The organism is Coprobacter secundus subsp. similis (assembly GCF_015097275.1).
Classification (GTDB): domain Bacteria; phylum Bacteroidota; class Bacteroidia; order Bacteroidales; family Coprobacteraceae; genus Coprobacter; species Coprobacter secundus.
In genome coordinates, this window is sequence record NZ_AP023322.1 from 4031189 (window position 1) to 4049483 (window position 18295).

Consider the following 18295-nt stretch of genomic DNA (forward strand, 5'->3'; position numbering starts at 1 on the left):
GTGAAAAATGTTGCGTCAATAATTATTGCTGTATGTCTGTTATAACCGGTGACCGTTAAATTGAAAATATTATGATTGCACTGAACGAAGAATTCGGTATTGAAAAACTGAGGGGTGTGTGTGATAATGCAACCTCCAGAATATATGGTTTCATCATGTATACCAGAAAGCATTCTTACATAGTAAAAGTCTTGCGTGATAATGATTTCTGGAATGAATTGGATGAGATATCCGGAGCAAATTGGCCTATTTTTTCAATTAAGCCTTTAGATGATGGATATTATACACATCCGAGGTGTTCAGAGGAAATGTGCCAAATGATGGTACCTATATGGAAAGAGCCGAATAGTAACCGGAAATTTCTGGATTTTTTTTCTCTTGAAGAGTCTTCCGATTTGCCGTGTTTTATCATTTTTATATGGAAAGATAATGATGAAATAGAACAAATAATCTGGAGATTGAAAAGTACGAATACCCAAGAGGCTTTTGACTCTATAAGGAGAGTGGTAAAAATAATATCTTCTACAGAGGAGTTGATTTTACCGGAATATAAACGTAGTGAGAATGTATTTCGTAATGTTAAGGAGAATATTGAAGCTGTTGTTTTTAAACAGAGATTGATACATGGCGCCAGAAGGCTGGTCAGTATTAAGGATTTTCTTAATGGTTTGAAAGTGTGATATTATGAAAAAATGTAAGATTACAGTTATGAGAATCGCTTGTTACCGGGATTTGATAGCGAAGTATGAGAATCCTATCGAGCATGCTTGTGATATGGAAGAGGGACAAGTATTTATTGCCAACGGTTGGAAAAAGCCTGAAGGGATGTGCGATAGTGCCTGGGAAAGTATGTCACCGTTTGTTATGACTTTAACTCATGGAGGAGGTAATTTTTATAGTGGATGGATGAAAAATGAAAAGTCGGCAATGATTTCATGTAATGATGGTTTTCGTCCGGTTAGTTTCTTGCTAGAGACATTGGATGAAGATGCAGATTGAGATAAGATTCTTTATAAATGGCAGGGGTGATTTTTGAGGTTAATTATAACTTTTCTGGCAGAGTCTGTTATGGTGAATGAAGGATAGTTGGTCTGTTGCATTTGTGATAAATGGAGTTTATGACAAATATTATTATTTGTCATATTTTTATTGTGTTTTCTATTTTTTAATTTTATATTTGTAAAGTAATCACACAACACTTTAAATATCAGTAAATAAAATTTTTATGAAATTTGTGCACAATTTTCAATTGTAATTAAGCTTGATGAATTTGCAAGGCTTGGCAACTTGACAAGATTTATAATCTTAATTGGTATTATAGGGATTTATAAGTTTTAGGTCGGTATGCAAGATTCTGTTTTTGGAAAAGAATCAGACAATTGTTTGTGGCGTATTGAGTGAGAATTTTGTGCTGTATTTTCCTTTATGGAGAAAATTCGAAGGTGTAAAAAATAAATTGAAAAAATATGAAATGTGTGATTAATGTATTTTTGTTATTATTCTTTTTTTGCAGCTATGCTTTATCGTCAAATGTTTCAAAATATGAGATAGAGATAGACAAGTTTCCTGTCGATTATTCATCATTTATAGAGTCTATTCGTGTTGGAGGGCTGGGAGATGCAGAATTTTCGTCGGAGATTATAGAGGTCGATAAGAATATAATAAAGGTGGCTATTCATTTTGACCTTAAAGGGAAAATAATCAGGCAGGATGACTGGCAAGTACAGATAAAACCAAAATTTAAGCCTATATTTAACTGGGCACCTCACCTTACCCCTTCTGATAATCATATTATTGCCCAGCATGTTTTTCGTACTCCTGCTCTTATTGCAGTAAATCAACAGCAAGGTATCGTTATTATACCTGATTTGGATATTCTTGCCAATGCAGGTAAGAATAAATGGTATATGGACATGGATGCGGGAAAAAATATTTTTTTGTTGGGAATGTCTGAAAGCCGGATTTCGGACCATGTATTGTATGAACGTTGTCCCGGAGCTATTTATGATAGGAATGTAGAATTTGGATTTTATATTATTAAGTATGAGGAAAAGGAGGAGTTAGAAAATCCGTTTAGATGTCCGCTTAAATTTATGTGGAACAGGTGGGGGCATGATTTATTTATTCGTTCCTTGCCCTTAAATTTGGAACCATATGTCAAATATACTTATGATTGGGCGTTTAATAATTGGAAAAATAGCGTGTGGCAGGAGTTTGTAATCGATGGGAGGAAAGTGGGTGCTCCTGTATTTATTGTAAATACCACACAAAGTCCGAATTATCCGGGAGAAGTGAATGAGCGAGAGTTTAGATCTATATGGAATCAGGCTTGGTTTAGTTCGTTGAGGTCTGCAAGTGGATTATTCAGGTATGCTAAAAGGACGGCTAATAAAGACCTTCTGGAAAAAGCGATCCTTACGAAAGAGTTGGCATTGTCATTTCCTCAAAAGAATGGTTTTTTCTATGGGCTTATCGGGACAGAAATGTATGAAGAAAAACTGAACGGTAAAAAGTATAATCGCTCTAAGGGTTGGGATGTTTATTTTTGGGGTAATTCGAATAGGAATCCATATACTTGGGATGCAAAGCAGTCTCCGTTCCATATTTTGGATATGAGTTGGACGGCATTGCTGATGCTTCGCTGGTATGATGAATTGGAAAAAGATGAACGTTTATTGTCCTATGCGGAATCTTATGGTCGAGCATTGTTGGGGGTACAGTATGATAATGGCTATTTTCCAGGTTGGTTGGATGTAAATACTTTACAGCCTATGGAATATTTGAATGATTCTCCAGAGACTTCTTTGTCGGTCACATTTTTGCTTAAACTTTATGAAATAACGGGGAAAGAGGAATATAGAGCGGCTGCATTGAAAGGAATGGAGGCTGTGAAAGAGGTCATAACTGAGGGACGTTGGGAAGATTTTGAAACTTATTGGTCGTGTTGTCGGATAGGTACCCCTCAATGGGTTGGGAAGAAGGTCGTAAGGAATAATATGTATAAGCAATGTAATTTTTCCATGTTTTGGACAACGGAAGCTTTATTGGAATGCTATCATACAACAGGCAGTTCTGAGTATTTGAAATTAGGACAAAGGGTATTGGATGAAATGTTGATGACCCAGGCTTCTTGGCAACCTCCATATATATATGTGAATGGTGTTGGGGGATTTGGAGTTATGAATGCTGACGGTGAGTGGAATGATTCGCGAGGAAGTTTATTTTCTGAAATTATTTTACAGTATGGAAAATTGTTAAATGTTTCCGAATATATGGAAAGAGGAGTCTGTGCTTTAAAAACGTCGTTTGAGATGATGTATTGTCCTCAAAATCTTGATGCAAAACGACAATGGGAGAAGGTGTGGCCTTTTTTCGATGAGAGGGATTATGGATTTACTATGGAAAATTATGGTCATGGAGGTAGTAGTTCTCCAGAAGGAGACGGTATGGGAGAGTTTACTATCTACGATTGGGGTAATGGTGCGGCATCGGAAGCGTATAACAGGATACTTGATAAGTTTGGAAAGCAGATTTTTGAATGAATCAAATAAGAGTCTGTCAGAATCTTGCTCGGGTCGGTTTTGAGAGTTTCTTTCGAGGATATTTTTTGTTTTTATGAAAATGGTATCGGGTTATCTGATGAGTGAAGACGGGAAAAGTGCCCGAAAGAAAATGCAAATACGACCTGGTAATATTTTTATCGGAAAATTTAGACAAGCACTAAGGAAATTATTTTTGTAATTTTACATTATAGTGTCTTTATTAGTTATTTATGGAGTTCGTTGAAATTTTCCGGCAGAGGGGTATTTGTCGGGATTGTTTGGGGCAAGGTATTGATTATTAGGTCTTTGCCAATATATAGATATCTATTGTAGAAGGGGCTGTCTGACAAGTTTGGTTTTAATGATTTCATTTTCGTCAGGATGAATCCTGACGGGGTGATTTTCAATTTTGGAGACTTGTTAGACAGCCCCTTCTTGGGTTCTCTGTTTGTTATTAGGATATTGATATTTTTCTGGTTTTCTTATATCAAAGTAACGAATTTATGCTTTTTATTTAACCTGGTTAATATGGGGAATGATAATATGTTCTTTGTCGGCTGTTATGTCGTATATCCCTGTGCTGTCGTTTTTGCTAAATTTTAGAGGAATAATGCGTGTATGACGAGGATTAGCCGTAGAGTCATTATTGTGAATGTGATATACATAATAAGGTGTATTGTCGAGTCCCATGAACAAATCGCCATGTCCCGAGCCGTTTTCCCCTACAATGTCACGATGTATAATGGGATTATTGGGGTGTTTAGTCCAAGGGCCGGAGGGAGATGTTGCCGTAGCGTAGCCTACTGCGTAGTCAGGGTTTTGATAATGATTGGCTGAGTAGAACAGATAATATATGCTGTCGAGCTTAATGACAGTAGGTCCTTCCATAATGGGGGGCCAGATGTTATTGTCGGTTTTTTCCCAGGCATCGGTCATTTCAAAACATTTTGTCAAAGTGTTTTTATAAATAGAATCATTGTCGAAGTCATATTCTGCTGACCAGAGATAATTTCCGTTGTCGAATCGTACGTGATATAAGTAATATTTACCGTCTTCATCTTTGAAAAGGAACGGGTCTATATTTTTCTCACTACCGTCGATAGGTCGGATGATATTTTGGCGATAAGGTCCTGTAAGAGAATCTGCTTTTGCTGCAACAACTTGTTCGTTTGCTGTATAGAAAAAATGGTAAATTCCATTTTCTTTGTAAATCTGGGGAGCCCAGAATCCTTTATCTCCGAATGTTTGTTCCCCTGATTTGAGTATGAAGTATGTAGAGTCTTCATTGTAATAATGCCAGTTTTCCAAATTGTCTGATTCGAGGATTTGAAAACCTCCGCCTCCATTTTCTCGAGTTCCAGTGAGGTAATATTTGCCGTTTTCGACAAATATGGTGGGGTCTGCAAAGAAAATTTCACTTTCGGATACCGGTTTTTCAGATGTGCATGCACACAGCACAGCAGTAATAATCGCCAGGGAGGCAATAGTTGTTTTTGATAAGAATTTGTTGTTCATATATGTTATTTTTAAAATAAAGCTTGTTTAAATTTTCCGATAAAAGTAATTCTGCCAGGCTTTCTTTCGGCCTGTTTTTCCCGTTTTCATTGGTTAGGTAGCTTGTTATTATCCTCATGCAAACAAAAAAATCCATGAAGAAATTTTCAAGGCTAACTCGAGTAAAATTTAAATCGGCTCTTAATCATTATTTTTCAGATGATGTTTTGATAATTTGTTGTTTTTCCCCGATATGGTAATATAAAATACCCTGATATGTAGAGTAGTAGTTACTGTTACAGAATCCTACTTTAGAAGCTGGTAAAGAAATATCCAGCATATCCAGCTCCCGACCATCAACAAATATATATAATCTCTCGTTATCTCTGACTGTCCGGAAATTGTATGATTCTTTTAGTTTTTCATTGACTCTTATTTTGTATATATGTCGCTGTAAGTCTGTTGCTGTGCTGTTGATAAATCGTACTCCTTCTGCTTTAACCGGGGTAAAAGTCAGTCGATTATACATCGGGTTATCGTCTATTTCGGCATTTCTTTTGTCGATAGGATACCATTTGCCATTGGTCAGATATTCGACAGAAAATTTGTCGAACATGTTGGCGGTAAAGTCTGATTTATTGTCGATATCGTGCCTGTTCAGGTATAGTGCATCGATTACGGTAGGAGTTGTGAAGCGATAGTTTTTTTCGTATGTATCGGTGTATTTGACATCGGGATAGGCAGTACGCAGGTTTTCCAGAGAGTATTCTTTTTGGAGTTTTATTTTTCCTTTGTTTACTACTGTTACTTCGAGATTGCCTGATATTCCGTTAAATATGGCTTTTACGTAATTATTCTTGTCGATATATGCCGGATAGCATCCTGTGAATTTGTTTTTGTCCAATCCGTAAATTTGGAAACTTAATTCGTATTTATTAGAAAGGTCACCTTTCAGTATCTCTTCATTTTCAGACAATTGAATGGCGTCTTCATCAAATCCGATAGTATATATCGTACCGTCGAACAGGGAGTTACCAGTTATGTCGAATGTGCCGGGATATCCGGGTGTTGCCGGAATGATATTGTCAAATGTATTTTTTGTTGGTGCCGGTATCTCGTCTAAGTTTATTTTCAGATTGCGTCCATTCCGCTCAATTCTGAAATGGTGATAGACATTCCAATTGAAATTGTACGGAAGTTCGAAATTTTCTTTTGTCTCTTTACCATTCAATTTTACGGAAAGATACCATGTGTTGTCTGAGGCGTCGAGACCGACCCGAGCATAATTGTTCTCATCTTTCCACCAAGCGATTGCACCGGCATTACCCGAGGTCTTAATTCCGGTTTCGAATAAATATGTTGCAGAAGGCCGAACTTGAGAAAATATTCCGGAGGCCGGGGCTGTGCTGTCGACAGAGAATGTGGGTAATGCCGGTGCCGGATGATACCCAGGGGTATTGGGACCGGTAATACCGTCGACATACATGGTCTTGTCGAAAAACTGCACCCGGTCGATGTACTGGTCGCGAGATTTGTCATTTCTGTTTGCCATATAAACAAGCCACCATTCAAATCCGTTGGGCCCTCTAAGGATGTTGGGCTGTCCTGGTGTGAACAGTATATCGTCGGCGATGTCATTCTTTAGGTCGAAGAGTGATATGTCGAAGTAGTTCGAGCGTTTGGCAGAAGTTTCTATGGCCAGTATATTTTCTCCGGTTTTCAATGCTTTACGTTGTTGGGGAGTAAGATTGACCATACAATAGTCCGGCCCTTTTTTATCATATATTACTGTGCCGTTTAACATGATTTTAGTATCACCGTAATGAGTTATTCTCAGAGCCAAATTTCCCGGATTTTTATCGGCGATGAATTTTTTGCGAAGCCATAGTGCAGGAGATTGCCATATTGTACCGCAATGTCTTGCCGTGGAACCGTCTATTTCTTTCGATGCAAAACCTCCTTCTCCTTTTTCCCAACCAGAATCATCAAAGGTTATGTCATACCAATTGTTAGCCGGTTTATTTTCGGAATAAGAAAACAGGGGAGTATAATTTTTACCGGTGTATCGTAGAATATCTACATATTTTTCTTCCAGAGGGGTTTGATTGCTGCCCACTACAGGATAGCTATATTTGTTACCGTTATTGAATCCGAGAGGGGAATTGGCTTGTGCTACTCCTAATTGATAGTTACCCCATGTATGTCCTGTGTGGTTTGCGTTATACATCATGTAATATTGACCTCTGTATTTGATAACCCAAGGGCCTTCGGCAACGCGGTTATCCATTGTTTCCCATGTATCGGGAAGGGAGGCAAACAGGCAGACGGGCTCGCTTGAGAACTCTGCCGGATTTTTCATTTTTCGTCCCCAGATAGTATTGCCTTCGGTAAATCGTACCATATACATGTAGAGTTGTCCGTCATCATCTTTGAAGACTTTAGGATCGATACGATTGTCGAGCCACGTAGTTTTGTCTGGTTCGGTATACGGGCCGAGGGGCTTATCGCTTTCTGCATGTACGATGTGTACGGCATGACGGTCTTTGCCCCAATAATTTACTGACCAGTAAAGATGAAATTTACCATTGAGGTAGAGCATATCGTTTGCATGTATTTGATTGTTTTTGGCTCCTGTACCTTGAGTCCATTCGTTGTCCATTGTTATGGCATGTATAGGTTCACTCCAATGAATCAGGTCTTGTGATACATAGAAATCTCCGTTTGTACCTACTCCGCCAATGTAATATTTTCCATTGTATTTCATCACTCCAGCATCGGCAACGCGGGGAATTACGGGGTTTGGTATGTTTTGTGCGTGTGGCGAAACAAAGCCGACACAGGCGCAGATAAAAGGTAACAGTATTTTTTTCATATATATTGTGTGTTTTGATGTAAAGAGCGAATGAATTGTCAGAAGCAGCAGAGACATGTGCACGAATAAGTGACTATATTGTTTCTGCGTATTGTTTTTATTTTATGGAGAATTTATATATACAGGTGTGCCTGTATGTTTCATCCGGATTTAAACGGGTAGACGGGAAATTGGGTTGATTCGGGCTGTCGGGAAATTTTTGGGTTTCGAGTGCCAGCGCTTCGCGATAATCGATGGTTGGATTGTATTTACCTTTTCCACTGCCATTGAAAAAGTTGCCTCCATAAAACTGGAGGCCAGGCTGGTCGGTGAGAACTTCGAGATATCTGCCGCTGCTTGGTTCGTATACTGATGCCGCGAGTTCGATATCGTATGCGGACTTCCGGTTAAGTACCCAGTTATGGTCATACCCGTTTGCATTTTTCAATTGTTCGTTATCTGTATCGACTCGTTTGCCTATTGCCGTTGCTTTGCGGAAGTCGAAAGGGGTACCCTCGACGGCCATAAGTTGCCCTGTCGGAATCAGTACGTCATTTACCGGGGTTATCGAATCGGCATAGATAGTCAGTAGATGGTCATTGATCGAGCCTCTTCCTTCCCCTTTCAGATTGAAAAATCCGTGGTGAGATAGGTTGATAACTGTAGGCTTATCTGTTGTAGCATGATATTGTATTATGAACTCGTTATCATCTGTAAGTGAATAGTCCATATTCAGTTTGAGAGTTCCGGGATACCCTTCTTCCCCATCGGGAGAAGTATAGGAGAGGAATATTTTGTTTGGAGTGACAGAGTCCACGTCCCAAATTACCTGGTCAAGACCTTTCAGTCCGCCGTGGAGACTTTGACCGTTGTTATTTTGAGGGATGTTATACCGGATACTATCAATGTAAAATTGTCCATTGGCAATGCGGTTGGCATAGCGGCCTACGACACAACCGATAAAGCGTTCACCTTCATAGTCGATATATTCTTTCAGTGTATTGTGTCCGAGAACGATGTCGTCGAAATGCCCGTTTTTGTCGGGGACCCATAGTGAAACGACATGACCGCCGTAATTGGTAACTTGCATTGTCATTCCATTTTTTGACTTAAGGGTGTATAGATTTACATTTTTTCCATTGATCGATGATGTAAAATTATCGGCATCGACCAATTTTATTTCCTGTTGATTGTCTATGCAGGAGAATAAACCTAATGTCATTGTGAGTAAAAAGAAAATACCACTTTTCATGGTCTGTTGAAATTTTTAGATTATATGCGTTACAAAGGAAATCAATATTACGCCTAAATATGGGTAACCATGTTCTGAAAAAGTGTTTTTTTGTCTAATTATAGTCTTTTGAGACGAAAGTATCAGTATTATTTGCTAACAGTAAAACTATATTTTCCCGGTAATAAATTTATTATGGATTTGGTATTGTCGGTTTTATGAGATACGATACCGGCGACTTTGTCCAGAGAACGTTGGTTACATTTTATTTTGTTGCATTTGTCCTGTAGGTGAAGAATTACAGTAGCCGTAGTATTTGTCGGGATTGTAAAATCATATTTTATGTTGCCGTTTTTTTTATTTATTTTCCAGGAACTTGATATTTTGCCGTAGTGGGATTCATAAGAGGCATCGACGTATGTTATGCGTTCTTGCCCTGTCGGGATTGCATTACGTGAATCTATATGCGGGGACAGGGTAATGTGTTTGAATCCCGGATTGTCAATATCCGGGTTGATTCCAGCCATATATCGGAACATCCATTCTAAAACGGCTCCATAGGCATAGTGGTTAAATGAGTTCATAGATATTTGCGGATGGAATCCCGATTCGTATGTATACCCGTTCCACCGTTCCCAAATAGTCGTAGCGCCTTGGTCTACGCTATATAGCCAAGATGGGTTTTTACGTTGTAACAGCAGATTGTAAGCAGTTTCTGATAGTCCGCATTCACTCAGGGTCTGATTGATGATTGCCGTACCAACGAATCCTGTACCGAGACGGTTATCATTCGATTTGATGAGACTGTCGAGATGGACTATTGCTTTATTTGCCGATTGAGTATCGGGGAAGAGGTCCAGTTTCAGAGCGAGTAAATATGTTGTCTGTCCATCTTGTGCCAAGGTACCGTCGGAGTTTATATAACGAGTTTGGAATTCTTTTTTGATATTGGTGTACAAAGTTTTATATTCCAAAGCTTTCTGTTCGTATTTTTTTCCATGATATTTTGCCATGACTTCGGATATTTTTTGCATCAACCGGGCAGAATAAGCGTAGAAGCATACGGCAATACATCGTTTTTTTCCAGGCTCGTTTCCTTCAGGAGCCAGCCAGTCTCCGTGGGTGATGCCTCCACCATTGTATTTATAACCGTCGAATACTTGAGTTGCTCGTTGTTGCATAAATCTTTCCATAGCATCGTAGTTTTCTTCGATAATTCTCAGGTCTCCGTACATCAGATAAGTATTCCATGTAACGACCAGTGCAGCTTCGGCCCAAGCAGCATTGCCTACTTCATTTCCCCATACGCGAGGGGCAAGGTCATAGAATGCACCGTCTTCCCGTTGACCGTCTCTTACGTCCCCCAGCCATTTACAGAAAAAGCCATTGACGTCGGCATTATAGGTAGCAGCACGGCAGAAAGCGAGAATATCTCCGGTCCATCCCAGCCTTTCATCACGTTGCGGACAATCGGTAGGGACGCTTAAGAAGTTTCCACGTTGTCCCCATAAGATATTCCGATACAGTTTGTTTACAGCATCGTTGTTGGTAATAAAGTGAGAACCTTCTTCGTTTACGGTACCGACAACTTCACCTTTGAGTGATTCTATCGATAGGTCATCGGTAACGGACACGTCACAATAGCGAAATCCGAAAAACGTCATGGACGGTCGGAATATTTCTCCTTCCGGCGTTCCCTTCAAAGTGTATTGGAGAGTGGCTTTTGCTGTGCGGAGGATAGTACGATACAGGCTTCCACCGGGGCCATCATTGCCTCTGGAGATACTGCCGTTGTCATTCAGCATTTCTGAAAATCGGAATGTAACGCGGGTACCTCGTTTACCTTTTACTTTAAACTTTATCCATCCTACCATGTTTTGCCCCATGTCGTAAACGGCTGTATCTCCTTTTGTGAGATTTACAGTTTTTTTTGCATCATAGATTTCTACAGTGTCTATTGTACCGAATCCATAGGCATCGGGGGTACTACCGTTATATTTTATACAACTTACCGGAAAACGTTCTAACTCCGGACGTACTTGTACTCTGGGGCCAATGAATGATGTTATCTTTCCGTGAAAGCCGTGATTTATTTCTGTCCTTTTCCAATTTGTATCGTCATAACCGAACGAATTCCAACCGGATTCCAGTCGGGCATCGTAACATTCACCTGCATAGATATCGGCACTTGTTATTGCTCCGTTGTCGTTAGATTTCCATGTGTCGGGATGGGTTGTGATACATTCTATCGTGCCGTCGGTATATTTTATGCGAAGTAATGCGAGAAAACCTAAATCCGGGTTGCCGTATTCACCGTGAGCGATATCTCCGGCCCACCAGCCTGAGGAGACTACGGCTCCAATAGCATTGCCTCCTTTATTTAAGAAGGGGGTAATGTCATAGGTGTTGTAGAATAGAGTTTTCGAATAATTGGTCCAACCGGGTTTGAGTTCATCATAAGTCGTCTTTCCGTTATCTGAAATGTTGCCTACGCGTTTACTATTGATAAACACGTCGTATATTCCTAATGCTGTCGAGTATATACGGGCCGATTCGATTTCTTTTTTTATATTGAATTCGGACCTGAAGAGCAGAACGGCATCTTTACGGAGTTTGTTACCTGCCGGCTTTATCCACTGTGCTCCTGACCATCCGGTATTTAGCAGGCCGGTTTCAAAGTATGAGCCGGTACGGCTTGCTGTCGTTATTTGGTTTCCATGATTGTCCCATACGGCTACTTTCCAATGATAGCGGGTGAAGGGTTGGAGTTGCGGACCGTCATAAGGGATGTGTACGGATAGTCCCGATTCTACTTTGCCTGAATCCCAGATGATATCCGAGTTGTCTTTGCCAGAGGTAACCGTGATCCTATAATGGGATTGCATGATGCGGGGTCTGTTAGATTCTATTCTCCAGCTGAATCTGGGCTTTTTAACGTCGATTCCGATGGGATTGTGCAAGTATTCGACTTGTAATCCTGTCACTGAGGTAAAGCAAGATTCTTTTGCGTATGTGATGACTGCAAATATGGCCAGCATGGCTGTAAACAACAGACTTTTTTTTGATGTAAGGTACATAACGGACAGGTATTCGGGTCATTGTTTATGGTTGTTATTCAGATATTCTGTCGGGCTTACTCCGAATTCTTTTTTGAAAGCTTTTGAAAAGTAATTCGGGTCGGCAAATCCTGTATGATATGCTGTTTCCGATACGTTATATCCTTCTTTCAATAGTGAACAGGCTTTGTTCAGGCGTCTTTTGCGTATGTAGTCACCGGTAGAGATGTTGAGCAGACTTTTCATCTTGATATGTAACAGACTACGGCTGATACTCAGGCTGGAGGTAATGTCAGCTATCGAGAATTCGTCGTTGTCCATATTTTTTTCAATAAGGTCGTTTATTTTATTTATAAATTCTTTATCAAATTTACTTAACGATACTGATTCGATGTTGTCAGAATTCTGATTATCGACCATTTTTTCACGTAAAATTTGCCTGTTTTTGAGGATATTATTGACTTGTAGTTCGAGAATTTGCGGGTCAAAGGGTTTTTGTACGTACGCATCGGCTCCGCTTTCATAGCCTTCCGCTATATCTTTGGCATCGTTTTTTGCAGTGAGCAGTATGACGGGAATATGGGATGATGAGATGTTGTTTTTAAGTTTTTGGCATAGTGTATTACCGTCCATAACGGGCATCATAATGTCTGAAATAACCAGGTCGATAGGATTATCCGTTACGACGTTTAGGGCATCTTTACCGTTTTCTGCAGTGAATATATTGTATTTTGGAGCAAATATTTCGGAGAGGAAACAAAGCAGTTCCGTATTATCTTCGACAAGGAGAATTGAAAACTGAAGTTCTGTTTTTTCGTTAGGGACATGGGATGTGACATTTGCGTTGACCAGCATCGGAGTCGTGAACTCGTATTGGTTGAGGGATACTTCAGCTTTGTCGGCATTGATTCTGTCTTTGGCATCAAATGCTTTTTCTGAAACGTTCAAATTTACCGTAAAGGTACTACCTTGTCCGATAGAGCTTTCTACAGAAACATTTCCTTTGTGTACTTCGGCCAGTTTTTTTACCAGTGCAAGCCCGAGCCCCCAGCCTTTGTTGTTCTTGTTGTGTCCCCGTTTGGTCTGATAATATTTGTTGAAGATGTTTTCGAGCTCTTCTTTAGCTATCCCTATGCCGGTGTCCCTGACTTCAATATGGAGATATGTACATTTGTCTGCATTGTCTATAATGGATGCATTTACAAAGATTTTGCCTCCGGCAGAGGTAAATTTGAGTGCATTGGAAAGCAGATTGTTCATTATTCGTTCTACATAAGAGGGAGAGAACCAGACAGTTTCACCATTATTTTCACAGTGAGTAAACAGTTGTATTTGTTTTTCTGCAGCGCTTTCCTTAAATGTCCGGGTGATACTTTCTATAAATTCGAGAGGATTGCCTTGTTGTATATAAAATTGGAAATTACCGCTTTCTACTTTATTGAATGTTACCAGCTCATCAATGAGCCCTACCATCTTATCGGTATTTTTGATAGCTACATCCAGTTTCTCTGAGGCTTCGGTTGCTAACGGATAGTGCTGTGATATATATTTTAATGGTGCCATGATAAGAGATAATGGGGTTTTCAATTCGTGTGAAACCGAAGTGAAAAAGTCTAGTTTTATTTTGTTCAGTTCTTCGAGTTTCTCTTTTTCCATGTTTGCAATCCGTACTTCATTTTTTTCTTTCAGCCTGATGGAGAATATATGGTGTGTAAAGTAGATGGCTAAAGCGAAGAGTATGAAGTAGATGATATATGCCGGGTATGACAGATAGAATGGGGGTTGAATGATTAATTTAATTTCTTTGATAGCTTCTTTTTCCCATCCCATATTAGAATTGTTGGCTCTTATCTGCAACGTGTATGTGCCTGATGATAGGTTTGACCCGACGAATTTGCGTTCTTGGCCGATGTTGTGCCAAGTGTCGTCTATCCCCAGTAGTCTTATCTGGTAACTGATAGAGCTTGTATTTCCTAACGAGATGGCTGCGTATTCGATGCTGAACGAACGAGACTGGTCATACGATAGGGTGATACTTTCCATGTTATCGATTTCAGTCGTAAGAGGTGAGTCGGGAGAGTTAGCTGTCAGTATCTGATTATCTATAATCAGTTGTGTAAGGTGCACTTCGAATGTTTTCCGTTCGTTCTTCATATGAGTAGGATCGAATGATATCAATCCGTTGACGCTGCCGAAGTAATATAATCCGTTTTGGGCATGAATGGCTGAGGAAAAATTGAATTGATTGGTCGGGAGACCGTCTTCTTCTGTATATCGGATGATATCGTTTCTGGTTTTGTTGAGCCGATACAGCCCTTGTCCTGTACCTATCCAGAGTTGTTTGGATTGGTCTTCGATAATGCTGCAAATTGTGTTTTTCGATAGAGACAATTCCGGACTCAGAGAGCGTACTTGCATTCCTGTAGGTTCGATGTATTGGAGCCCGTTGTTATTGGTTCCTATCCAGATGTTTTGATTTGAGTCCTGATATAGATAGGTAATGTAATAGTCTTTTAGGGTAGGGGTCGACCATCCAACTATTTCTTTGCTTTTGTTATCGATGCGAAAAAGCCCATTGTTACGTGTTCCGGCCCATACATTGTCGTCAGAGTCTATGTATAAGCAATAGATGAAGTCTATATCCAGTTTGTTGTGGTTTACGGTACAGAATGTATTTTTTTCGACATCGTAATATCGCAATCCTTGCGTGGTGGCAATCCATATAGTTCCGTTGCGTTGTTTTTTGATAGAAAAAATGGCATCGGAAGGCAGTCCTTCCGCATTTTCAGGCAAGTATTGTTGCCATTGTCGGGTGGGTAGATTGTATAAAAATAGTCCATTGCGGAATGTTCCTATCCACATGGAATTTTTTTGTTCGTCGTAGAGTATGTCGTGTATATTGTGCCCTAAAATAGGAATGTGGTCGAATACCGTAATATCATTGGTCTCTGTATTGAAAATGTTCAGTCCTCCGTCTTCGGTAGCTATCCACAGAATATTCTTTTGCGGTTCTATGATTTTTCTTACAGCTTTTCCTTTGAGGTTAGTAGAGTTGTATCCTGGTTCTATCCAGTCGAATTGTTCGTTTTTTCGGAGCAATATATTGATACCTCCAAAATATGTTCCTATCCAGATATTACCGTCGCGGTCACAGAGTATTGTATAGATAGCGTTGTCATTTAACTTGTTTTTATCTACGAAATTTTGTTGCAGGATTTCAATATTTTCGTCAGGATGGATTATCGTAACACCTTTTTCTGTCCCGAGCCATATACGGTGCATATCGTCTTCTGTAATGCATCGTACTGTTCCGTCAGAGATTTGTTCCGGATGGTATATTTTTGATTCGCCGGTAGTGAGATTTATATTCATAACCCCTTTTCCGTTGCGTCCAATCCATAATAATCCTTTGGAGTCAAAATATAAGGGTATGATTCCGTCGAATCCGGTGAGAAAATCTGAAAAATAGGACGGATTTATTTGTGTTGTTTTCGTAAAGGAGGAGTCATAATAGAAGATAGAATTGTTTGTAGCGACAAATATTCTGTTTTGTTCGTCGACGGCTAAGGATATGATATATTCAGAGTCTTTACGTTGTACTAAAATGAAGTTGTCACTTTTTTCGTCATAATAATATAGTTGTTTCCCTCCGCAAACAATTTTGCCATCGTGGGTCTCTATGATAGATGATGCTATCGGTTCGTATCGTTTGAAGTCGTCGGTTTCCGGACGATAGAGACATGTCCCGTCGTGGGTACCTATCCATATACGTTTTTTACTGTCTTGAAAGATACATTCTATCGTATTATGTGTCAGTGAGTTTTGGTTATCTTCCTGATTGAAGTATGACACGATGTTATATCCGTCGTACCGGGACAGACCGTTGCGCGTTCCTATCCATAGTCGTCCTTTATCATCTTGGAGGAGCTCTTCAACTTGCTGATACGGCAGTCCGTCTTTGCCGGTGATATGCATGAATCTGAAGTTGGTTTTGGCTGCCGGTGATTGTGGAAAAACCGTCGTAAGGATAATCAATAAGATAAGTGATGACAGATGTTTAGGCATTTGGCGAAAAATTGATTTGTTTGTGAATTGGAATAGAGGGTTCGATTCAATGGAACAATATTTTTTTGTTCACGACACTTCCGTCTTCGAGTTGTATTTTCAGGATTCCTCCCCCAGAGTAGGGAAGGGGAATCCGGTAGACTGAGCCACAGTTTCTTGCCTGGTGCAAAATCATTCCGTTAAAGGAATATAGGGAAACAGTGGTCATGTCGTTGTTTCCGTAAATATTAAGGACTTTATTTTGGATGATAGTTTTTATTTTATTATTGTCTGTCGTGACGGGTGATATACCGGTCGCGTTATCAATCAGTCTGAATTCCATCCAGCTCCATGATTGTTTTGACTGAGTTTCAGGTATTATTTCTTTTTCGACAGTTCCGTCTTTGCGGTTCCGAATTTCCAGATTTACTCTCATTTGGTTTTGTACAGGAGCTGTTTCGTAGCCGAGTAGTTCCCAAGGTATGGCTACTTCCATCTCGTAATATATGGATTTTATGTTTACAGAATATTTTATGCCTTCTGTATTGTCGGTATCATTCCATTTATTGTTTTCCCCGTATTTCATGGTAACACTCCCATTGACGTCGAGGAAAAACTGGAACATCCCTTTTTGCGGATATGTATCGCAGGCATTTTCTAAGTCGAGTGATAGGAAAATACCGTCGTTGTCTACTTTGTCGGTATATATGTCCCGGTCTACTACTCTTGCTGTGAAATAGAGGTATTTGCTGTCGTACAGGAAGTCTGCCGTTGTTTTGTTTTTGGTAACGTTACCCATAAATATCTGTTGGGCATTCTTATATGTCCATGTGTCTCCTGATGCTGCTCCGTCAATTACAGGAGTGCCGAATTTTGCTTCGAAACATTTTTTGGGGTAGCCTTTGATAATTTGTACGGAGTTGTTTTTGTTGGGTTCTCCTATAGAACCGACGGCAACGACAATTCCGGTATCGATTACGGCAACGGAATTCCAAATGGAATGCTTGTCCGCTCCTAAAGCAAAAGGTGTGCTTCGTGCTTTGAAATTTCGGGCGTGTTCGTCACCCACTTCTACAAACATGTCAAAGTATTGCAAATCGGTAACGTTCCTATTTTCATTTCCCTGATATGATGCGATAGTTTCTCCGGAGGGTAGTACCCGCAAATAAGGTGCTGCCGATATGATTCCAACAGCAGGAGTGGTTTCGAAAATCATGTTGCGATTGGAACTTCCGGCATCTACATAGCCGCTCGTCCAGTTATCTTCGAGTGTGGTACGTACCGTAGTAGCGGCAAAATTGCCTCGTCCCGGCCAACCGTTATCTTCGATGATAACAACAATTTCGCTTTTGTCTTTTAAAAGTACCGGTACCGGCATACCGTCACGAGAATTGGCTCGAAAGCTTATTTTTACGGGTTCGCTCCAGGTAAGGCCTTTGTCAAAAGAGCGGCACATGGAAATGCATTGCTCGTTGCTTGACGTGTATTCGTTCTCGTTGGCAAAGTAGCATTGAATTTCTCCTGAGGGCAGTTCCAGAAATGAGGGTTCCCAACATCCGTCGTCGAAATTATGTTTAGCGTCGAATATAAAAATGGGTTCGCTCCAGGTAGCTCCATTATCGGTACTGCGTACTACACGTATTCCGAAGCGGCGTTCTTCGGAATAGGGTGCTTCGGGTCTCGGATTATATCCTACCAGAATTGTTCCGTCAGAAAGTTGAATAAGGTCGGGTACAGCAAGGAACATTTTGCTTGAAGGGCTGACTATTTTGGTTGGAGCACTCCATGTTTTTCCTTTATTTTCACTGAAAGATATGGCAATGCCTCCGCTTTCGGCAGCTGCGAGCAGACGACCATCTTGCAATTCTATCAATCTGGCGTAATTTCCTGTGGGGAAGATTGTTGTCTGGCTACTTGTATCCCAGAATATCCGAGAACCTTTATATGGGTCTACCCGCTTGGCATGAGCCACAGATGTAATAGCGGTGAGGATGATTGCTAAAGTAACTAATCGTATTTTCATAAAGTGGAGAATTGATTTTTTTTGTGATAAATATAAATTAAAAAATAATAAAAC

General features: G+C 40.0%; 9 protein-coding genes. 3 read left to right on the top strand and 6 right to left on the bottom strand.

Annotation, left to right across the window (positions count from 1 at the left end; translation table 11 throughout):
- The first annotated feature begins 71 nt into the window (after window positions 1-71).
- The 3 genes from Cop2CBH44_RS15925 (at window position 72) to Cop2CBH44_RS15935 (ending at window position 3542) form a co-directional block, all read left to right on the top strand.
- Entirely contained in the window at window positions 72-680 is a 609-nt protein-coding gene (locus Cop2CBH44_RS15925) for a hypothetical protein (RefSeq protein WP_200755197.1), read from the top strand.
- A 4-nt stretch (window positions 681-684) separates the two neighbouring features.
- Window positions 685-999, top strand: coding sequence for a TIGR04076 family protein (locus Cop2CBH44_RS15930; protein ID WP_200755198.1), 315 nt, complete (start codon window positions 685-687; stop codon window positions 997-999).
- A 467-nt stretch (window positions 1000-1466) separates the two neighbouring features.
- Window positions 1467-3542, top strand: a complete 2076-nt coding sequence (locus Cop2CBH44_RS15935) for a glycoside hydrolase family protein (protein ID WP_021929319.1) — start codon at window positions 1467-1469, stop codon at window positions 3540-3542.
- A 510-nt stretch (window positions 3543-4052) separates the two neighbouring features.
- Here the strand turns inward: Cop2CBH44_RS15935 and Cop2CBH44_RS15940 are convergent.
- The 6 genes from Cop2CBH44_RS15940 to Cop2CBH44_RS15965 form a co-directional block, all read right to left on the bottom strand.
- Window positions 4053-5057 (bottom strand): glycoside hydrolase family 43 protein, encoded by a 1005-nt coding sequence (locus Cop2CBH44_RS15940; protein ID WP_200755199.1) that lies wholly within the window; start codon window positions 5055-5057, stop codon window positions 4053-4055.
- A 187-nt stretch (window positions 5058-5244) separates the two neighbouring features.
- Entirely contained in the window at window positions 5245-7908 is a 2664-nt protein-coding gene (locus tag Cop2CBH44_RS15945) for a family 43 glycosylhydrolase (RefSeq protein WP_200755200.1), read from the bottom strand.
- A 97-nt stretch (window positions 7909-8005) separates the two neighbouring features.
- A complete protein-coding gene (locus tag Cop2CBH44_RS15950) occupies window positions 8006-9139 on the bottom strand; it encodes an aldose epimerase family protein (protein ID WP_200755201.1) in 1134 nt (377 codons plus the stop codon).
- Between the two features lie 128 nt (window positions 9140-9267).
- On the bottom strand, window positions 9268-12195 hold the full coding sequence (locus tag Cop2CBH44_RS15955) for an alpha-L-rhamnosidase (protein ID WP_021931025.1): 2928 nt from the start codon (window positions 12193-12195) through the stop codon (window positions 9268-9270).
- Window positions 12196-12213: 18 nt separating this feature from the next.
- Window positions 12214-16239: a hybrid sensor histidine kinase/response regulator transcription factor gene (locus Cop2CBH44_RS15960; RefSeq protein WP_200755202.1), complete on the bottom strand. Its 4026-nt coding sequence runs from the start codon at window positions 16237-16239 to the stop codon at window positions 12214-12216.
- Between the two features lie 46 nt (window positions 16240-16285).
- Window positions 16286-18241 (bottom strand): exo-alpha-sialidase, encoded by a 1956-nt coding sequence (locus Cop2CBH44_RS15965; RefSeq protein WP_044230457.1) that lies wholly within the window; start codon window positions 18239-18241, stop codon window positions 16286-16288.
- Window positions 18242-18295 lie beyond the last annotated feature (54 nt).

Excerpts from the sequence above, each read along its gene's own strand:
- Cop2CBH44_RS15955 (WP_021931025.1), bottom strand. The coding sequence starts at position 12,195 with ATGTACCTTACATCAAAAAAAAGTCTGTTGTTTACAGCCATGCTGGCC.
- Cop2CBH44_RS15935 (WP_021929319.1), top strand. The coding sequence starts at position 1,467 with ATGAAATGTGTGATTAATGTATTTTTGTTATTATTCTTTTTTTGCAGC.
- Cop2CBH44_RS15945 (WP_200755200.1), bottom strand. The coding sequence starts at position 7,908 with ATGAAAAAAATACTGTTACCTTTTATCTGCGCCTGTGTCGGCTTTGTT.
- Cop2CBH44_RS15965 (WP_044230457.1), bottom strand. The coding sequence starts at position 18,241 with ATGAAAATACGATTAGTTACTTTAGCAATCATCCTCACCGCTATTACA.
- Cop2CBH44_RS15960 (WP_200755202.1), bottom strand. The coding sequence starts at position 16,239 with ATGCCTAAACATCTGTCATCACTTATCTTATTGATTATCCTTACGACG.
- Cop2CBH44_RS15940 (WP_200755199.1), bottom strand. The coding sequence starts at position 5,057 with ATGAACAACAAATTCTTATCAAAAACAACTATTGCCTCCCTGGCGATT.
- Cop2CBH44_RS15930 (WP_200755198.1), top strand. The coding sequence starts at position 685 with ATGAAAAAATGTAAGATTACAGTTATGAGAATCGCTTGTTACCGGGAT.
- Cop2CBH44_RS15925 (WP_200755197.1), top strand. The coding sequence starts at position 72 with ATGATTGCACTGAACGAAGAATTCGGTATTGAAAAACTGAGGGGTGTG.
- Cop2CBH44_RS15950 (WP_200755201.1), bottom strand. The coding sequence starts at position 9,139 with ATGAAAAGTGGTATTTTCTTTTTACTCACAATGACATTAGGTTTATTC.